Source organism: Pseudomonas sp. GW821-FHT02A08 (assembly GCF_059422045.1).
This window is the reverse complement of sequence record NZ_JBWKWD010000017.1, coordinates 104,974-121,994: the sequence shown is the minus strand read 5'-3', so window position 1 is coordinate 121,994 and position 17,021 is coordinate 104,974. Positions and strand designations below refer to the sequence as shown.

Annotated in this window: 12 protein-coding genes; 9 read left to right on the top strand and 3 right to left on the bottom strand. The window is 60.5% G+C overall.

Going from position 1 to position 17,021, the window contains the following annotated elements; translation table 11 throughout:
• Nucleotides 1–85: 85 nt before the first annotated feature.
• The 3 genes from AC07W4_RS14460 to phhA form a co-directional block, all read right to left on the bottom strand.
• Entirely contained in the window at nt 86–1,279 is a 1,194-nt protein-coding gene (locus AC07W4_RS14460) for an amino acid aminotransferase (protein WP_495032877.1), read from the bottom strand.
• Nucleotides 1,279–1,635, bottom strand: coding sequence for a 4a-hydroxytetrahydrobiopterin dehydratase (locus AC07W4_RS14455; RefSeq protein WP_007975310.1), 357 nt, complete (start codon nt 1,633–1,635; stop codon nt 1,279–1,281). The genes AC07W4_RS14460 and AC07W4_RS14455 overlap by 1 nt, the downstream gene beginning before the upstream one ends.
• Nucleotides 1,636–1,740: 105 nt before the next feature.
• Nucleotides 1,741–2,526, bottom strand: coding sequence for a phenylalanine 4-monooxygenase (gene phhA, locus AC07W4_RS14450; RefSeq protein ID WP_007983447.1), 786 nt, complete (start codon nt 2,524–2,526; stop codon nt 1,741–1,743).
• A gap of 421 nt (nt 2,527–2,947) precedes the next feature.
• On the opposite strand from phhA, the gene AC07W4_RS14445 reads away from it, so the two are divergent.
• The 9 genes from AC07W4_RS14445 to AC07W4_RS14405 all read left to right on the top strand — a co-directional run bounded on the left by AC07W4_RS14445 (nt 2,948) and on the right by AC07W4_RS14405 (nt 16,987).
• The gene (locus AC07W4_RS14445; RefSeq protein WP_442096835.1) at nt 2,948–4,513 is read left to right on the top strand and encodes a sigma-54-dependent transcriptional regulator; all 1,566 of its coding nucleotides are present in this window, start codon (nt 2,948–2,950) and stop codon (nt 4,511–4,513) included.
• A gap of 365 nt (nt 4,514–4,878) precedes the next feature.
• On the top strand, nt 4,879–5,619 hold the full coding sequence (locus AC07W4_RS14440; RefSeq protein ID WP_008052828.1) for a flagellar basal body rod protein FlgF: 741 nt from the start codon (nt 4,879–4,881) through the stop codon (nt 5,617–5,619).
• Nucleotides 5,620–5,664: 45 nt separating this feature from the next.
• Complete coding sequence (gene flgG, locus AC07W4_RS14435; RefSeq protein WP_008052829.1) at nt 5,665–6,450, top strand: flagellar basal-body rod protein FlgG; 786 nt, start codon at nt 5,665–5,667, stop codon at nt 6,448–6,450.
• 52 nt (nt 6,451–6,502) lie between these two features.
• Nucleotides 6,503–7,198 carry a flagellar basal body L-ring protein FlgH gene (flgH, locus tag AC07W4_RS14430; protein WP_008052830.1) on the top strand — a complete coding sequence of 232 codons (696 nt, stop codon included), beginning with the start codon at nt 6,503–6,505 and terminating at the stop codon, nt 7,196–7,198.
• Between the two features lie 18 nt (nt 7,199–7,216).
• Complete coding sequence (locus tag AC07W4_RS14425; RefSeq protein ID WP_008052831.1) at nt 7,217–8,326, top strand: flagellar basal body P-ring protein FlgI; 1,110 nt, start codon at nt 7,217–7,219, stop codon at nt 8,324–8,326.
• Between the two features lie 11 nt (nt 8,327–8,337).
• Nucleotides 8,338–9,624 carry a flagellar assembly peptidoglycan hydrolase FlgJ gene (gene flgJ, locus AC07W4_RS14420; protein ID WP_495032876.1) on the top strand — a complete coding sequence of 429 codons (1,287 nt, stop codon included), beginning with the start codon at nt 8,338–8,340 and terminating at the stop codon, nt 9,622–9,624.
• Between the two features lie 23 nt (nt 9,625–9,647).
• Nucleotides 9,648–11,705 carry a flagellar hook-associated protein FlgK gene (gene flgK / locus AC07W4_RS14415; protein ID WP_495032875.1) on the top strand — a complete coding sequence of 686 codons (2,058 nt, stop codon included), beginning with the start codon at nt 9,648–9,650 and terminating at the stop codon, nt 11,703–11,705.
• Nucleotides 11,706–11,718: 13 nt separating this feature from the next.
• Nucleotides 11,719–13,290: a flagellar hook-associated protein 3 gene (locus AC07W4_RS14410; protein ID WP_495032874.1), complete on the top strand. Its 1,572-nt coding sequence runs from the start codon at nt 11,719–11,721 to the stop codon at nt 13,288–13,290.
• A 124-nt stretch (nt 13,291–13,414) separates the two neighbouring features.
• Nucleotides 13,415–16,987, top strand: a complete 3,573-nt coding sequence (locus AC07W4_RS14405; protein ID WP_495032873.1) for a glycosyltransferase — start codon at nt 13,415–13,417, stop codon at nt 16,985–16,987.
• The last annotated feature ends 34 nt before the right edge of the window (nt 16,988–17,021 follow it).

Genomic DNA, 17,021 nt, shown 5'->3' with positions numbered 1-17,021 from the left:
CGCGAATGCGGTGTGTCAAGCGATGCAAATGTCGACTGACACACCGCATTCGCGAGCAAGCCCGCTCCCACAGGGTTTGGTGGTGTTATTTGCAGATTGCGGCAATCGCCTCGGCCAGCAGATCCAGGCGCGTGGCATCAATCCCTGCCACGTTGGCCCGGCCCGAGCTGACCATGTACACGCTGTGATGATCCCGCAGGTTCTTCACTTGCTCAGGTGAAAGGCCGGTGTAGGAGAACATCCCGCGTTGCACGCCAATGTGCGCAAAGCGCTCGCGCAAACCGTGAGGCTCCAGGGCCTCCACCAGACCGCTGCGCAGTTGGGCGATACGCAGGCGCATCGCTTCAACTTCGTCGGCCCACAGGCGTTTGAGCTCTGGATCGCCGAGGATGGTCGCCACGACAGCAGCGCCATGGTCCGGCGGCGTCGACCACAGGTTGCGGGCGATGTTGGCCAGTTGGCTGCGGATGTCGGTGAGCTTGTCGGCGGTTTTCGCGCAGACAATCAGCGCGCCGGTGCGGTCGCGGTACAGGCCGAAGTTCTTCGAGCAGGAACTGGTGATCAGCAGTTCCGGCAACTCGGCGGCGAACAGCCGGGTCGACCAGGCATCCTGTTCCAGTCCATCGCCGAATCCTTGATACGCGAAGTCGATCAGTGGCAGCAGTTCGCGCTTGCGTACTACTTCCAGCACCCTCTGCCAGTCATCCCGGGACAGGTCGAAACCGGTCGGGTTGTGGCAGCAGGCGTGCAGCAACACCACGTCACCCTTGGGGGCTTCGTTGAGTGCCGCCAACATGCCGTCGACGTCGAGCCGGTTGTCGCTGCCCACGTAGGGGTAGTGGCTGACCTTGACCTTGGCTGCCGCAAAAATCGTTTCGTGGATCGGCCAGGTCGGGTTGCTCAGCCACACGCCGCGCCCCGGCAGGCACTGGGCGATGAAGTCCGCGCTCAGGCGCAAAGCCCCGGTGCCACCCGGAGTCTGGGTGGCGCCGGCGCGTTGAGCGCTGATCAGCTTCGAGTCGGCGCCCAGCACCAGTTCATTGATCGCTTTGCCGAACGCCGGCTCGCCATGACCGCCGATGTAGGTCTTGGTGGTCTGGCGCTCCACTAGCCGCGCCTCGGCCAGTTTCACTGACTGAGGAATCGGCGTCAGGCCCTGGGCGTCTTTATAGACACCCACGCCAAGGTCGAACTTGCGTGGGTTCGGGTCCTGCGCGTAGGCCTCCATCAGGCCGAGGATCGGGTCGCCAGGCACTCGACCGATGGCGTCGAAATGCATTACTTGCGCCCCTCGGCGTCCTTCGCCACTTCGTCAGTGCGCGCGGCCATGATGAAGTCATTGCGGTGCAGGCCCTTGATCGAGTGGCTCCACCAGGTCACGGTCACTTTGCCCCACTCGGTCAGCAGGCCTGGGTGATGGCCTTCAGCCTCGGAGATTTCACCGACGGCGTTGGTGAAGGCCAGTGCATGTTTGAAGTTCTTGAACAGGAAGACCTTTTCCAGCTGCATGATGCTGTCACGTACTTCGATGTTCCAGTCCGGGATCTGCTTGATCAGGATCGGCAGTTCTTCGTCGCTGACTTGTGGAGCGTCGGCGCGGCAGGCTTCGCAATGGGCTTGGTTCAAAGTGGACATGGTGTGTTTCCCGTAATCGAGTGTTTTTATATCGGTCGACAGTGCCGTCACGCTAAACCAAAGCGACGGTGACTGACAGACTCACTTGTCAGCAAAAGTCGCGGTTCACGCAGCCTTTGGCGGAAATTTCGGTGTGTGCAGACCCATCTGCATCGCTTGCTTGACCATGCCCATGATGTCTTCGTGGGCCAGGTCGAACAGGCGCTTGAGGTTCGGCAGAACGAAATACAGGGGTTGCAGGATGTCGATGCGGTACGGCGTGCGCATGCATTCCAGCGGGTCGAAGGCTTGGTGTTCAGGCTCGTTCGACAGGCTGTAGACGGTCTCTTTCGGTGAGGACAGGATGCCGCCACCGTAGATGCGCTGGCCTTGCGGGGTGTCGACCAGGCCGAATTCGATGGTCATCCAGTACAGGCGCGCCAGGTACACGCGTTCTTCCTTGGACGCCTTGAGGCCGAGCTTGCCGTAGGTGTGGGTGAATTCAGCGAACCAGGGGTTGGTCAGCAGCGGGCAGTGACCGAAGATCTCGTGGAAAATGTCCGGCTCTTGCAGGTAATCCAGTTCTTCGCGGGTACGAATAAAAGTCGCCACCGGAAACTGCTTGCTGGCCAGCAATTCGAAAAAGGTCTGGAAGGGAATCAGTGCGGGAACCCGGGCAACCTGCCAGCCGGTGGTTTCACCCAGGACCTTGTTGATTTCGCCGAGTTGAGGAATGCGGTCGTGGGGCAGACCGAGTTTTTCGATACCGTCCAGGTACTCCTGGCACGCACGCCCTTCGATCACTTTCAGTTGGCGAGTGATCAGCGTGTTCCACACCGCGTGTTCTTCGGCGGGGTAGTCGATAAAACCTTGCGCATCGGGCTCGCGAGCCACGTATTGCGTCTGCTTCATGCTGCTCTCCTGCTAGGGGATTTCGTTCTTGTTATGTACTGCTATGGACCTAGAAATACCCCAAGGATTGCACTGTTGCAGCAGGTGTCCGGCGTTAATCGTAGGAAAATCCCCCGATAATCGTAAAGTTTTCGTTACGAAGTGGCCGTGACCGCGCAGGTATTGAGATTTCTCGGTTTGAAAAACCCTTTGACTGTCACATAATCTTGACGACTATCTGAGCGCTACCGCAGAAAAGTCCGCCTCAAAGTTACCGCAGTCCCCCTGTGGGAGCGGCGGTGCGACGATTCGACTTGCTCGCGAAAGCGGTCTGTCTGATACATCAATGTTGGCTGTGCGAATGCCTTCGCGAGCAAGCCCGCTCCCACAGGTTGCGCGCCAGGCGTCACAACCTCAATCACTGCTTTTTCAGGCCTTTTATATGCGTATCAAAGTCCACTGCCAGAACCGCATCGGCATCCTGCGCGACATTCTCAACCTGCTGGTGGAGTACGGGATCAACGTGGCCCGTGGTGAAGTGGGGGGGGAGCATGGCAACGCCATCTACCTGCATTGCCCGAACCTGATCAACATTCAGTTCCAGGCCTTGCGACCGAAATTCGAAGCGATTGCCGGGGTCTTCGGCGTCAAGCGTGTAGGGCTGATGCCCAGCGAGCGTCGGCACATGGAGCTCAATGCCCTGCTCGGTGCGCTGGAGTTTCCGGTGCTGTCGATCGACATGGGCGGTTCCATCGTCGCGGCCAACCGGGCAGCGGCGCAGTTGCTGGGGGTGCGGGTCGACGAGGTGCCGGGTATTCCCCTGTCGCGCTACGCCGAAGATTTCGATTTGCCGGAACTGGTGCGCGCCAACAAATCGCGAATCAACGGGCTGCGGGTCAAGGTCAAGGGTGACGTGTTCCTGGCCGACATCGCGCCCTTGCAGTCGGAGCACGACGACAGCGAGGCCATGGCCGGTGCTGTGCTGACGCTGCACCGCGCCGACCGGGTGGGTGAGCGCATCTACAACGTGCGCAAGCAGGAGTTGCGTGGCTTCGACAGCATCTTCCAAAGCTCGAAAGTGATGGCCGCTGTGGTGCGCGAAGCGCGGCGTATGGCGCCGCTGGATGCGCCGTTATTGATAGAAGGCGAAACCGGCACCGGCAAAGAGTTGCTGGCGCGGGCCTGCCACTTGGCCAGTCCGCGTGGGCAGTCGCCGTTGATGGCGCTCAATTGCGCGGGGCTGCCGGAGTCGATGGCCGAGACGGAATTGTTCGGTTATGGCCCCGGTGCCTTCGAAGGGGCGCGGGCCGAAGGCAAGCTCGGGCTGCTGGAGCTGACGGCGGGCGGTACGCTGTTTCTCGATGGCGTCGGTGAAATGAGCCCGCGCTTGCAGGTGAAATTGCTGCGCTTTTTGCAGGACGGCTGCTTCCGTCGTGTGGGCAGCGACGAGGAGGTCTACCTCGACGTGCGAGTGATCTGCGCGACCCAGGTCGACCTGTCCGAATTGTGCGCGCGCGGCGAGTTCCGCCAGGACCTCTATCACCGCTTGAATGTGTTGTCCCTGCATATCCCGCCGCTACGTGAATGCCTTGACGGTTTGACGCCGCTGGTGGAGCACTTCCTTGATCAGGCCAGCCGGCAGATCGGATGCCCGTTGCCCAAACTCGCCCCGGCGGCCATGGAGCGGCTCAGCCACTACCATTGGCCGGGCAACGTGCGCCAACTGGAAAACGTGCTGTTCCAGGCGGTTTCCCTGTGCGACGGCGGCACGGTCAAGGCCGAGCACATTCGCCTGCCGGATTATGGCGTGCGTCAGCCCCTTGGCGATTTTTCGCTGGAGGGTGGGCTGGACGAGATTGTCGGGCGTTTCGAGAAGGCGGTGCTGGAACGGCTGTATTCCGAGCATCCGAGCAGTCGGCAACTGGGCAAGCGCCTGGGGGTTTCGCATACGACCATTGCCAACAAATTGCGTGAGTACGACGTCGGCAAAGAGTCGGGTATCGCCTAGGTCCTGTAGCAGCTGCCGAGCCTGCGAGGCTGCGTTCGGCGGCGAAGCCGTCGTAAATCCCGCATGCCTGGTCTTCCTGGCACACCGCTGCGCCTGGTCTCACGACGGCTTCGCCGTCGAACGCAGCCTCGCAGGCTCGGCAGCTGCTATAGGGGGTTCGGCGAACTCTTGAGGTCGACGTTTGCCGTAGGCGGCATGACACCGCCGGTTTTTCGTCTCTGATACAAATCACAAATCCCCTCTGAATCCTCAAAGTCCCCTGTTTGCCGGGCCTCGCGCCACCAAAAACAAGTTGGTCTGCAAATTGCTTATGGCTCAGCTGTACAGCAGTGGGCGGCAAACGTCCGGCAGGCAGAGGAAAGAGTGTGGACAAGTACCTTTATGTGGCAATGACCGGCGCCAGCCAGAATGCACTGGCGCAAAAGGCGCATGCCAACAACCTCGCGAACATCTCCACCAACGGCTTCCAGAAAGACCTGGAGCAGGCCCGTTCGATGCCGGTGTTCGGTGACAGCTTTCCGGCGCGTGCGTTTGCCATGTCCGAACGCCCGGGCACGGATTTCTCCCCGGGTTCACTGGTGGAAACCGGTCGCGACCTCGACGTTGCCGTACAAGGCAACGGCTGGATTGCCGTACAGACCCCCGATGGCGGTGAAAGCTACGTGCGCACCGGCAGCCTGAACGTTGACGCCCTGGGCGTGCTGCGCGCCGGCAACGGCATGCCGGTCATGGGCAATGGCGGGCCGATTGCCGTGCCGCCCGAGCAGCAGATCGAAGTCGGCGAGGACGGCACCATCAGCATCCGCGCGATGGGCGAAGGTCCGCGGGTGATGGCCGAAGTCGATCGCATCAAACTGGTCAACCCGGACCTCAAGAACATGAGCAAGGGCCTGGATGGTTCGATCCACACCAAGGACGGCAAGCCTGCGCAGGCCGATGCCAACGTCAGGCTGGTGTCCGGATTCCTCGAATCGAGCAACGTCAATGCCGTGGAAGAGATGACCTCGGTTCTGGCCTTGTCCAAGCAGTTCGAACTGCACATCAAGATGATGAACACCGCCAAAGACGATGACCAGGCCATGGCTCGGGTCTTGCAGATCAGCTAATTACCAGAACGTCGCGCCGTAAAACAGGCGCACGAGGAGAATCGAATGCTTCCGGCTCTATGGGTTGCCAAGACAGGCCTGTCCGCCCAGGACACCAACCTGACCACCATTTCCAACAACCTGGCCAACGTGTCGACCACGGGTTTCAAACGTGACCGCGCCGAGTTCCAGGACCTGCTCTACCAGATCAAGCGCCAGCCAGGTGCACAGTCGACCCAAGACAGCGAGCTGCCGTCGGGTCTGCAACTGGGTACCGGTGTGCGCATCGTCGGCACCCAGAAAAACTTCACCGCCGGCAGCCTGCAAACCACCGAGCAGCCACTGGACATGGCCATCGACGGTCGCGGGTTCTTCCAGATCCTGCAGCCGGACGGCACCACGTCCTACACCCGTGACGGTACGTTTCACCTGGACTCCAACGGCCAGATCGTGAACGCCAGCGGCTTTGCCCTGGAGCCGGCCATTGTCATTCCGAACGAAGCGCAGACCTTTACGGTCGGCCGCGACGGGACAGTATCCATCACCGTTGTCGGCAACCCGGCTGCCCAGGTGATCGGCAACCTGCAAACCGCCGACTTCATCAATCCGGCCGGCTTGCAAGCCGTGGGCAACAACCTGTTCCTGGAAACCGCCGCCAGTGGCGCGCCGCAAGTCGGCACACCGGGCCTGAACGGTTTTGGCTCCACGCTGCAGAACACCCTGGAAACGTCCAACGTCAGCACCGTTGAGGAGATGGTCAACATGATCACCACCCAGCGCGCCTACGAGATGAACTCCAAGGTGATCTCCACCGCCGACCAGATGCTCTCGTTCGTAACGCAGAATCTGTAATCCAGTCTATGTGGCGGCCATGAGGCCGCCTGCAACACCGTGAGGTAGGGTCATGAATCGCTATGTATCTGTTCTGGCACTGAGTGGGATCACCGCGCTCGCAGGTTGCGTGCCTGCGACGCCCAAGCCCAATGACCCTTACTACGCTCCGGTGTTACCACGTACGCCGTTGCCGGCGGCCGCGAACAACGGCTCGATCTATCAGGCCGGTTTCGAACAGAACCTCTACACCGACCGCAAGGCGTTCCGGATCGGTGACATCATCACCATCACCCTGAACGAAAGGACCCAGGCCAGCAAAAACGCCAACTCGCAAATTGGCAAGAACAGCAAGGCCAACATCGGCCTGACTTCGCTGTTCGGCAGCAGCGCCACCACCAACAACCCGTTCGGCGATGGCGACCTGAGCCTGAGTGCCAGTTACGAAGGTGATCGCGCGACCAAGGGTGACAGCAAGGCGGCGCAGGGCAACACCCTGACCGGTTCGATCACGGTCACCGTCGCCGATGTGTTGCCCAACGGCATCATCGCGGTACGCGGCGAGAAGTGGATGACCCTCAACACCGGTGACGAACTGGTGCGGATTGCCGGCCTGGTTCGCGCCGATGACATCGCCACCGACAACACCGTGCCGTCGACCCGTGTCGCCGATGCGCGCATCACCTACTCGGGCACCGGTTCGTTTGCCGATGCGAGTCAGCCAGGCTGGTTCGACCGTTTCTTCCTCAGCCCGCTGTTCCCTTTCTAGGTGGCTTTCCAGTTGAGCATGTTGAACTTCAAACACCTGATGGTGGCCGCCCTGATGTTGTCCGCCGCCTTCAACGCTCAAGCCGAGCGCCTGAAGGACATCGCCAGCATTTCCGGCGTGCGTTCCAACCAGTTGATCGGTTACGGCCTGGTGGTCGGGCTTAACGGCACCGGCGACCAGACGACGCAGACCCCGTTCACCCTGCAGACCTTCAACAACATGCTCTCGCAGTTCGGCATCAAGGTACCGCCGGGCTCGGGCAACGTGCAGTTGAAGAACGTCGCGGCGGTGTCGATCAGTGCCGATTTGCCGGCGTTCGCCAAGCCGGGCCAGCAGGTCGACATCACCGTTTCGTCCATCGGTAACTCCAAGAGCCTGCGCGGCGGCACCTTGCTGCTGACGCCACTCAAGGGTATCGACGGTAACGTCTATGCGGTGGCCCAGGGCAACCTGGTGGTTGGCGGTTTCGATGCGGAAGGGCGAGACGGCTCGAAGATCACCGTCAACGTTCCGTCGGCCGGTCGCATCCCCGGCGGTGCGTCGGTGGAGCGTGCGGTGCCGAGCGGTTTCAACCAGGGCAATAGCCTGACGCTGAACCTCAACCGTTCCGACTTCACCACCGCCAAGCGCATCGTCGACAAGATCAACGACATGCTCGGCCCTGGCGTGGCCCAGGCCATCGACGGCGGTTCGATTCGCGTCACCGCGCCGCTCGATCCGAGCCAGCGGGTCGACTACCTGTCGATCCTGGAAAACCTCGAAGTCGATCCGGGCCAGGCGGTGGCGAAAGTCATCATCAACTCCCGTACCGGTACCATCGTGATCGGCCAGAACGTCAAGGTTTCTCCGGCCGCCGTGACCCACGGCAGCCTGACCGTGACCATTACCGAAGACCCGATCGTCAGTCAGCCCGGCCCTCTGTCCAATGGCACGACGGCGGTGGTACCGCGCTCGAAGGTCAACGCCCAGCAGGAGGCCAAGCCGATGTTCAAGTTCGGTCCGGGCACCACTCTCGACGAAATCGTGCGGGCGGTGAACCAGGTCGGCGCGGCACCGGGTGACTTGATGGCGATCCTCGAAGCGCTGAAGCAGGCCGGCGCCCTGCAAGCCGATCTGATCGTGATCTGAGGACGGCCATCGTGGATATGCGCAAGAGCGGTCTGGTCAGCAGCAGCGATTCGGGCTCCTATTCGGACCTCAATCGTCTGAATCAGCTCAAGGTCGGCGACAAGAACAGCGACGGCAATATGCGCAAGGTGGCGCAGGAGTTCGAATCGCTGTTCCTCGGTGAGATGCTCAAATCCATGCGCTCGGCAACCGAAGCGCTGGGCCAGGACAATCCGATGAACACGCCGGCGGCCAAGCAGTACCAGGAAATGTACGACCAGCAACTGGCGGTTTCCATGTCCCGCGAAGGTGGAGGTATCGGCCTGGCGGACGTGCTGATGCGTCAGATGTCAAAGAACAAGCCAATGGCCCCTGGCGAGGCCGCCGCAGCGTCTCTGGCCAAGCAAGAGGCTGCGAAAGCGGCCGTGCAAACGCCGGTGGCGGCAGGCACGGTGGCAATCAATGGCCCACTGTCGCGGGTCAATGGCCAGCGTCCGTTGTGGGCTTCGCGTTCAGTCCATACGCCGCAAGAAGCGGGTGAGGGTGCTCATCGCAATGACATGGTGCTGATCAATCAGCGACGCCTGGCACTGCCGCCGAAACTGGCTGACCGGTTGTTGGCCGGGCTGGTGCCTTCGGCGACGACCGCCGCCACGACGATCAACAAGACAACCCTGCCACAGCGCACGACGAACGCCGGCACGGGACCGTTGTACAACGGCGACTGGCTGGCGACCGCGCAACAATCCTCCACTGGCGGCATGCAAATCTACGGGCGCGCCATGGCGCAGATTCCTCTGGCGCCGGCGAAAAAAGCCTTCAGTTCCGCCGACCAGTTCGTCAACACCATGCTGCCGATGGCCAGGGAAGCGGCGGCCCGCATTGGTGTCGATCCACGTTACCTGGTGGCCCAGGCGGCCCTGGAAACCGGTTGGGGCAAGTCGGTCATGCGTGCCCAGGACGGCAGCAGCAGCCACAACCTGTTCGGCATCAAGGCCGGCAATAGTTGGCAGGGCAATTCGGCGCGGGCGATCACCAGCGAATTCAGGAACGGGGAGATGGTCAAGGAGACGGCCGAGTTCCGTTCCTACGACTCCTACAAGGACAGTTTCCATGACCTTGTGACTTTGCTGCAGACCAACAATCGCTATCAAGATGTCGTGAAGTCGGCCGATAACCCAGAACAGTTTGTACGCGAGTTGCAGAGAGCCGGTTACGCAACCGACCCGAACTACGCGAGCAAGATTTCGCAGATAGCCAAGCAGATGACGAGTTACCAGAACTACGCTGCGGCGGGCGTTTCCACCACGCCTTTATAGGCACAAGGTATAAGGTCTGAACCATGAGTTTGCTCAATATCGGGATGTCGGGGCTGAGTGCCAGTCATAGCGCCTTGGCGACTACCGGCAACAACATTGCCAACGCCGACACCGCCGGTTACTCGCGCCAGCAAACCGTGCAGGGCACCAAGGGGTCGATTCAGTACGGCAACGTCTACATCGGCACCGGCACGACGCTGGCCGATGTGCGCCGGGTATACAACAGCTACCTCGATGCACAGTTGCAGACCACGACGTCGCTCAACAGTGATTCGGCGGCGTACCTTGGGCAAGTCACGCCACTCGATACCTTGCTGTCCGACAGTGGCACAGGTCTCAATGGTGCCTTGACCAAATTCTTCGCCTCGGTACAAAACGTCAATGCCAAACCGGGCGACGACGCCTCCCGCCAGTTGTTGCTCAGCGATGCCCAGGCCCTGAGCAATCGTTTCAATTCCGTGTCCAGTCAGTTGAACACGCAGAATGCGAACATCAACGGCAACCTGACGAACATGGCCGATCAGGTCAACAAACTGGCCACGACCGTGGCGCAGTTGAACCAGAAAATCAGCGAGATTTCGAGCGCAGGCGGTACGCCGAATGAACTGCTCGATGCCCGCAACGAAACCATGCGCCAGCTGTCGACCTTCACTGGCGCACAGTATGTCGAGCGCGACGGCAACGTCGATGTGTACCTGGGTAGCGGTCAGCCACTGGTGATCGGCAGTACCGTCAACAAACTCGAGGCGGTGCCGGGTAAGGATGATCCGGGACGGTTGTCGCTGCAGCTCAATCGTGGCTCGAGCACTATCGACATCACCTCGATCATGACCGGTGGTGAAATCGGCGGCCTGCTGCGTTATCGCAGCGAAGTTCTCGATCCGGCCATGAACGAACTGGGTCGTGTGGCGCTGGTCGTCGCCGATCAGATGAACAGTATCCAGGCTCAGGGCATCGACAAGAACGGTGATTTCGGTTCGAACCTGTTCAGCAACATCAACAGCGCCGCGCAGATGTCTCAGCGCAGTATCGCTTCCACCGGCAACAGTGCCGGCTCCGGTAACTTCGATGTGAGCATCGAGGAGACGGGCAAGCTGACCATCAACGATTACAAGGTCACGTTCACCAGTGCTACCGACTACACCGTTCAGCGCCTGCCCGATAACACGTCGATGGGCAGCTTCAGCACCACGACGACGCCTGCGCCGGTGATCGACGGGTTCTCGATGACGTTCAACGGTGGGGCTGCCCAGGGCGACACTTTCAAGCTCACCCCGACACGTAACGCCTCGGCCAATATCAAAACCGAGATGACCGACTCCAAGCGTCTGGCCATCGCCGCACCGCTGGGTGCAGCGATTGCAGCGGGGGGCAGCGGCACGCTGACGATTCCGGCCAGCGGTCAACCGACCCTGACGACCAGGTTCGACCTCTACGACGCGGCCACCACCACCGCGATGCAGAACGGTATGAAGTATTCGACGCCGGTCAAAGTGGTGTTTGGCGATCCGTCGGCTGACGGCACGACCCAGAGCTATCAATTGCTGGATGCCAAAGGTGGCGTTCTCAGCAGCGGTACCATCCAGCCGGGCCAGAACAACACCTTGAACCTGAGCATTCCACTCAAGGACTCGACCGGTGCGCCGATCCCGCCAGCGCCTGCCACGCAGTACACCGTCAATTTCGACATGACCGTCGCCGGTTCACCTGGCAAGGGCACGGCGATCAACGTCAGCCTGAGCCAGCCAGGTTCCCTTGACAATCGAAACGGCACGGTTCTGGCGGGTCTGCAGACTGCGCAAACGGTCGACACCGGCTCGGCAAGCAAAGGTATTTCGCTGAACGATGCCTACGGCAAACTGGTCGAGGGTGTCGGTTCCAAGGCGGCACAAGGCAAGCTGGACAGTGCTGCGACCACCGCCATTCTGGCGAACGCCAAGGGCGCACGTGACTCGCTTTCGGGTGTCGACCTCGACGAGGAAACCGGCAACCTGGTCAAGTACCAGCAGTACTACACCGCCTCTTCGCAGATCATCAAGGCTGCGCAGGAAATCTTCAGCACACTGATCAACAGTCTTTAAGGAGTCGTAGCCCATGCGCATTTCTACCGCCCAGTTTTACGAGTCCTCGGCAGCGAACTATCAGAAAAATTTCGCCAACGTGGTCAAGAGCAGCGAAGAGGCGAGCAGCCTGGTTCGCGTCAACACCGCGGCGGATGATCCGGTTGGCGCTTCGCGTTTGCTGCAATTGGGTCAGCAGGCTTCGATGCTCGACCAGTATTCGACCAACATGACCACCATCAAAGGCACGCTCGGTCAGACCGAGGCGGTGATGACCAGCATCGGCAACGTGTTGCAGCGGGCCAAAGAGCTGGCGCTGGGTGCGGGCAACGCCGGTTTTACCGATGCCGACCGTCAGGCGAACGCATCCGAGCTGGGTGAGATCGAAGAGCAATTGCTCAGCCTGATGAACAGCAAGGACGAAAACGGCAAATACATCTTCGCCGGCTCCAAGGGTGATGTGGCTCCGTTCAGCCGCAACACTGATGGCACCTACAGCTACAACGGCGACCAGGTGACCCTCGACCTGCCAATTGGCGACAATCAATCGATGGCTTCCAACAGCACCGGTTGGGACGTGTTCCAGCAGGCGATCAACACCAACCGTACGTCCGCCACGCTCACTTCGCCAGCGGTGGATGACGGTCGTGTCGCGTTGTCCAACGGTCAAGTCGCGTCGGATGTCACCTACAACGCCAAGTTCCGTAGCGGTGAGCCTTACACCGTGGAGTTCTTGAGCAGCACTCAGCTGAAAATCACCGATGCGCTGGGTAACGACGTAACGTCTGAAGCGGGCCAGAACGGCGTGTTCAACTCCAACAACGCAGCCACGCAAACCGTGAGCTTTCGCGGCGTTGATCTGAAGCTCAATATTAACCTCAAGGCAGGTGACAGTGCCGACCCGGACGCGGCAATTGCCGGCCACAGTTTCACCCTGGCGGCCAAACCGGACAGCTTCAATACCTCGCGCAGCCCGGGCAATCCTTCGAGCGCCCTGGTGACAGGAGCCTCGGTGACCAACAGCACTGACTACCATGCCAGCTTCCCGGGCGGCGGTGCCGTGCTCAAGTTCACCAGCGCTACGGATTTCGAGCTGTATGCCGCGCCGGTGACGGCTGACAGCACGCCAGTGTCGACCGGCACCATGGCTGGCACTACCGCAACCGCATCGGGTGTTTCGTTCACCGTCGCCGGTACGCCGGGCGCAGGTGACCAGTTCTCGGTAGCGGTCAACACGCACCAGACCCAGAACGTTCTGGATACGGTCAGCCAACTGAGAATGGCCCTGTCGACACCGACCAACAATAATCCGGTCGCCATTCAGAAAATGAACGCGGCAGTCACAGCCGGTATCGGCAACCTGGCCAGCGGCATCGATCAACTGGCCACCGGTGTCAGTTCTGTGGGTGGTCGCGGTGCATCGCTGGTGACACAGACGGACATCAACCAGAGTCTGGTACTGGCCAACACGCAGACCCAGGGCGCCATTCGCGACTCCGATCCGGCTGAAGTGATGACCCGCCTGACCTTGCAGCAAACCATGCTGCAGGCATCGCAATTGGCGTTCAGCAAGATCGCTCAGTTGGGCCTGTTCAACAAAGTCTGAGTCAGGGCCTTCCCGATGACCTCGCGAAGGCGTTCGACAACCGAGTGAAAACCGTCTTTCTTCTGCGGTTCAGGGAGTCTTGCTTCATCCAGGCAAGCTCCCGCCGCTCGCGAGTTCCCCCGCCGTGAAACCAGCACCTCTTGTCACCATCGCCATTCCCGCCTTCAACCCGCGGTTCTTCCTCGTGGCACTGGAAAGCGCCCTGAGTCAGACCTACGCCAATCTTGAAGTGATCGTCTGCGATGACAGTGGCGGTGACGAGATCCGCGAGATCGTCGATGCCTGTGAAGTGCCTGCCTCGATTCGTCTGCGTTATGTGCGCAATCCACGGCGCCTGGGTTTTCAAGGCAACCTCATCGCGTGTGCGCGGGAAGCCAGCGGCGACTTTCTGAAATTGTTGTGCGATGACGATCAGTTGCTGCCTGAGTGCATTGCGCAACAGATCGCCGGATTCATCGATCACGACGATGTCAATCTGGTCATCGGCCAACGGCAGTTCTACGACGAAGACTGCATCCTGTTATCCGACCGTGTGGAAAATAGCTGCTTTTCCAAAGGTGTCACCTTGTTCAAGGGTGAGGATCTGTTGGGGATTCTGGAAACCAGTGTCCTTAATTTTCTCAGTGGCCTCAGTGGGGCCTTGCTGCGAACTGTGCATGCACTGGAATACTTGCCGACCCTGACACAGATCGGCGAGGGCTTTGTTGCGAACCTGGATTTTGCTTTGTTCGCGTGCCTGTTGCGACGCGGCAATCTTGTCGTGGTCGGGCAGATCCTGAGTCTTGAGCGTTTGCATCCGGCGCGTCTGAGCAACCAGCCCGCGGTCAAGGCTGCGGTCGTGACCGAACTCGACTGGCTCAAGCAAATGCTCTCTCTGCGCAGTGGCGAGCCAGCGCCGGCACCCGGCTGGGTGCGTCATGTTGCGCTGGCCGATGCCATTGAAGGGCAGGCTTATGCGTGGGAAGAGGCGGCCCTTGGCCGACAACTGGGTTTCATTCAAACCCTGGTGAATTCCCGGGTCGGCCCGGATTGCGAAAGTTTCGCTGACATGTATCGGCAATGGCTGTCCTGCCGCCATCTGAATCCGTCCCAGCAACGCCTGCTTGATGCTCGCGTGCAGAGTTGGAGCTGGCGTCCGCGCGTCGTGCCGATCGTGCTCGACAGCGAAGGTGACTTGTCGGCGTTGGAGGACACCCTCAAAAGTCTTCGCCAGCAAGCCTACAGCGCTGAGCAAGTGGTGGTGCTTTCCCCATTGCGGCACGCACCTGTCGACGGTGTGCGTCATGTGCCACTGGAGGCGGACGCGGTTGCCCGGTTCAACCATCTGCTGGCCGAGTTGGACAACGCGGACTGGATCTATCTGGTTCGCGCCGGTGACCGCGTGCATGAACTGGCGTTGCTGTTGCTCGCCGAGCGCATGGTGGAAATGCCGGATGTGCGCTGCCTTTACAGCGACGAAGGCGGTTTGCGTGACGAGATCTCGATCGAGCCGGTGTTCAAGCCGGATTTCAATCTCGACTTGATGCGCAGCTTTCCCTATGTCGGCCGTGTGCTCGCGCTACAGCGCCAGTGCCTGCTGGAACTTGGCGGGATGGCGCCGGGCTTTGGTGAGCTTGGCGTGCACGATCTGCTCTGGCGCCTGGTCGAAAACAACGGGCCACACACGATCGGGCACATTGCCGAAGTTCTGGTGGAGTCCACCCTGCGCCTGTCCCAGTGGCTGACACAGCCGCAGGTCATTGATCAGGCCCCGCTAGTGTTGGCCGCGCATCTGACGCGCCTGGGTGTTCCTCACCGAATCCGCACCGGCAGTCAGCGGATGATCAGTCGTGTGGATTACCTCCATGTTCAACCGGCCATGGTGTCGATCATCATCGCGACCCGTAATGAGCTGGCGTCTCTGGAGCGTTGCATTGAAAGCCTGCTGGAGAAAACCACCTGCCAGCGATTTGAAGTGCTCATTGTCGATAACGGCAGCACGGCGCTGGATGCCTGCAACTGGCTGTCGGCCGTGGAGCAAATGGGAAGCGACAAGCTGCGCGTGCTTCGTTGTGATCATGGCGACAATCCGGCAGCGGTGCACAACTTCGCCGCCGGCCAGGCTCGCGGTGACTACCTGTTGTTTTTCAGCCCGTGCAACCGCGTGGTCAATCCGGACTGGCTCGACGAGTTGCTCAACCATGCCCAGCGTCCGGAAGTCGGCATCGTCGGCGGCCGTCTGGTGAGTCCGCAAGGGCGCATCGAAGGGGCTGCGCTGGTGTTGGGGCTGCGGGGGGCAGTGGGGGTGCCCAATCGTGGCGAGCTACTGAATACGCCGGGCTACATGCAGCGCCAGCAGACCGTGCAGAACTTCAGCGCGGTGGGCATCGACTGCCTGCTGGTGCGCAAGAAGGTCTTCGACGAAGTGCTCGGCCTCGACGAAAAAGACCTGTCGCAGGCACTCAATGGCGCAGACTTCTGCCTGCGGGTGAAGCAAAACGGATACCTTGTGGTATGGACGCCGTACGCCGAACTGATGCGAGTGTCGGCGGCTTCCTATGCGGAACCGGCCCCGCGCACCCTGCAAAACGAGCAGAAAAGCTTTTATCAGCGTTGGTTGCCTCTGGTCGCCAGAGATCCGGCTTACAACCCTAACCTGAGTCTGGGCAGCAGTAATTTCAGTCTCGAACCCGGATTCAAAAACGGTTGGGATCCGTTCTTCCGCCAGTTGCTGCCCAAGGTGCTGGCGATCCCGATCAACACGTCTGCCGTGGGCCATTACCGGGTTGCCCAGCCGTTTCTTGAACTGGAAGCGGCTGGGCGTATAGTCGGACATTTGAGTTACCACACGCCGACGAACGTCGAGCTTGAGCGCAGTTCGCCGGACGTGATTGTGCTGCAGGGTCGCTATAGCCAGAACGCGGTCGACGAAGTGGAGCGCGTCAAGGACGCTTCCCGGGCATTCAGGATTTTCGAGCTGGATGACTATGTGATCGATGTGCCGAAAAAGAACGCACACATACGCAAGGCTGAAGTCGGCGTCGACAATATCGTGCGTCGTGGCATCAGTCTGTGTGACCGGGTGGTGGTATCGACCCAGCCACTGGCCGATGCATTGCGTGGCATGCACCACGACATCCGGGTCGTCCCGAACATGCTGGCGCCACACCTGTGGGCCGGCCTGAACAGTCGTCGACGTACTTCGCGCAAACCTCGCGTCGGCTGGGGGGGCGGGACCAGTCATGACGGCGACCTGGCGATCATTGCCGATGTCGTCCGTCTGTTGGCCAACGAAGTCGAGTGGGTGTTCTTCGGTATGTGCCCGCCGGCGCTACGTCCGTTCGTTCATGAATTCCATCCAAGCGTTGGCCTCGACGCCTACCCGGCCAAACTGGCCAGCCTGAACCTTGACCTGGCACTGGCGCCGCTGGAATTTCATATCTTCAACGACTGCAAGAGCAACCTGCGCCTGCTGGAATACGGTGCCTGCGGCTACCCGGTGATCTGCACCGAGACTGAAGCCTATCGCGGCTATCTTCCGTGCACCAGAGTCGTGAGCAACAGCGCCGAGGAATGGCTTGAGGCGATCCGCATGCATCTGTCCGATCCGCAGGCCAGCTACCGCATGGGCGATGCGTTGCGCGAGGAAGTGCTGCGCGATTACATGCTCAAGGGCAACAACCTCAATTACTGGGCCGAGGGTTGGCTGCCCAACTGATCCGAAGTGAATATTGGTGTTTTAGCAGGCGGCC

What these genes read in the sequence shown, in the direction of transcription:
- AC07W4_RS14460 (WP_495032877.1), bottom strand. Translation starts at nt 1,279, where the DNA reads ATGCATTTCGACGCCATCGGTCGAGTGCCTGGCGACCCGATCCTCGGC.
- AC07W4_RS14455 (WP_007975310.1), bottom strand. Translation starts at nt 1,635, where the DNA reads ATGTCCACTTTGAACCAAGCCCATTGCGAAGCCTGCCGCGCCGACGCT.
- phhA (WP_007983447.1), bottom strand. Translation starts at nt 2,526, where the DNA reads ATGAAGCAGACGCAATACGTGGCTCGCGAGCCCGATGCGCAAGGTTTT.
- AC07W4_RS14445 (WP_442096835.1), top strand. Translation starts at nt 2,948, where the DNA reads ATGCGTATCAAAGTCCACTGCCAGAACCGCATCGGCATCCTGCGCGAC.
- flgG (WP_008052829.1), top strand. Translation starts at nt 5,665, where the DNA reads ATGCTTCCGGCTCTATGGGTTGCCAAGACAGGCCTGTCCGCCCAGGAC.
- flgH (WP_008052830.1), top strand. Translation starts at nt 6,503, where the DNA reads ATGAATCGCTATGTATCTGTTCTGGCACTGAGTGGGATCACCGCGCTC.
- AC07W4_RS14425 (WP_008052831.1), top strand. Translation starts at nt 7,217, where the DNA reads ATGTTGAACTTCAAACACCTGATGGTGGCCGCCCTGATGTTGTCCGCC.
- flgK (WP_495032875.1), top strand. Translation starts at nt 9,648, where the DNA reads ATGAGTTTGCTCAATATCGGGATGTCGGGGCTGAGTGCCAGTCATAGC.
- AC07W4_RS14410 (WP_495032874.1), top strand. Translation starts at nt 11,719, where the DNA reads ATGCGCATTTCTACCGCCCAGTTTTACGAGTCCTCGGCAGCGAACTAT.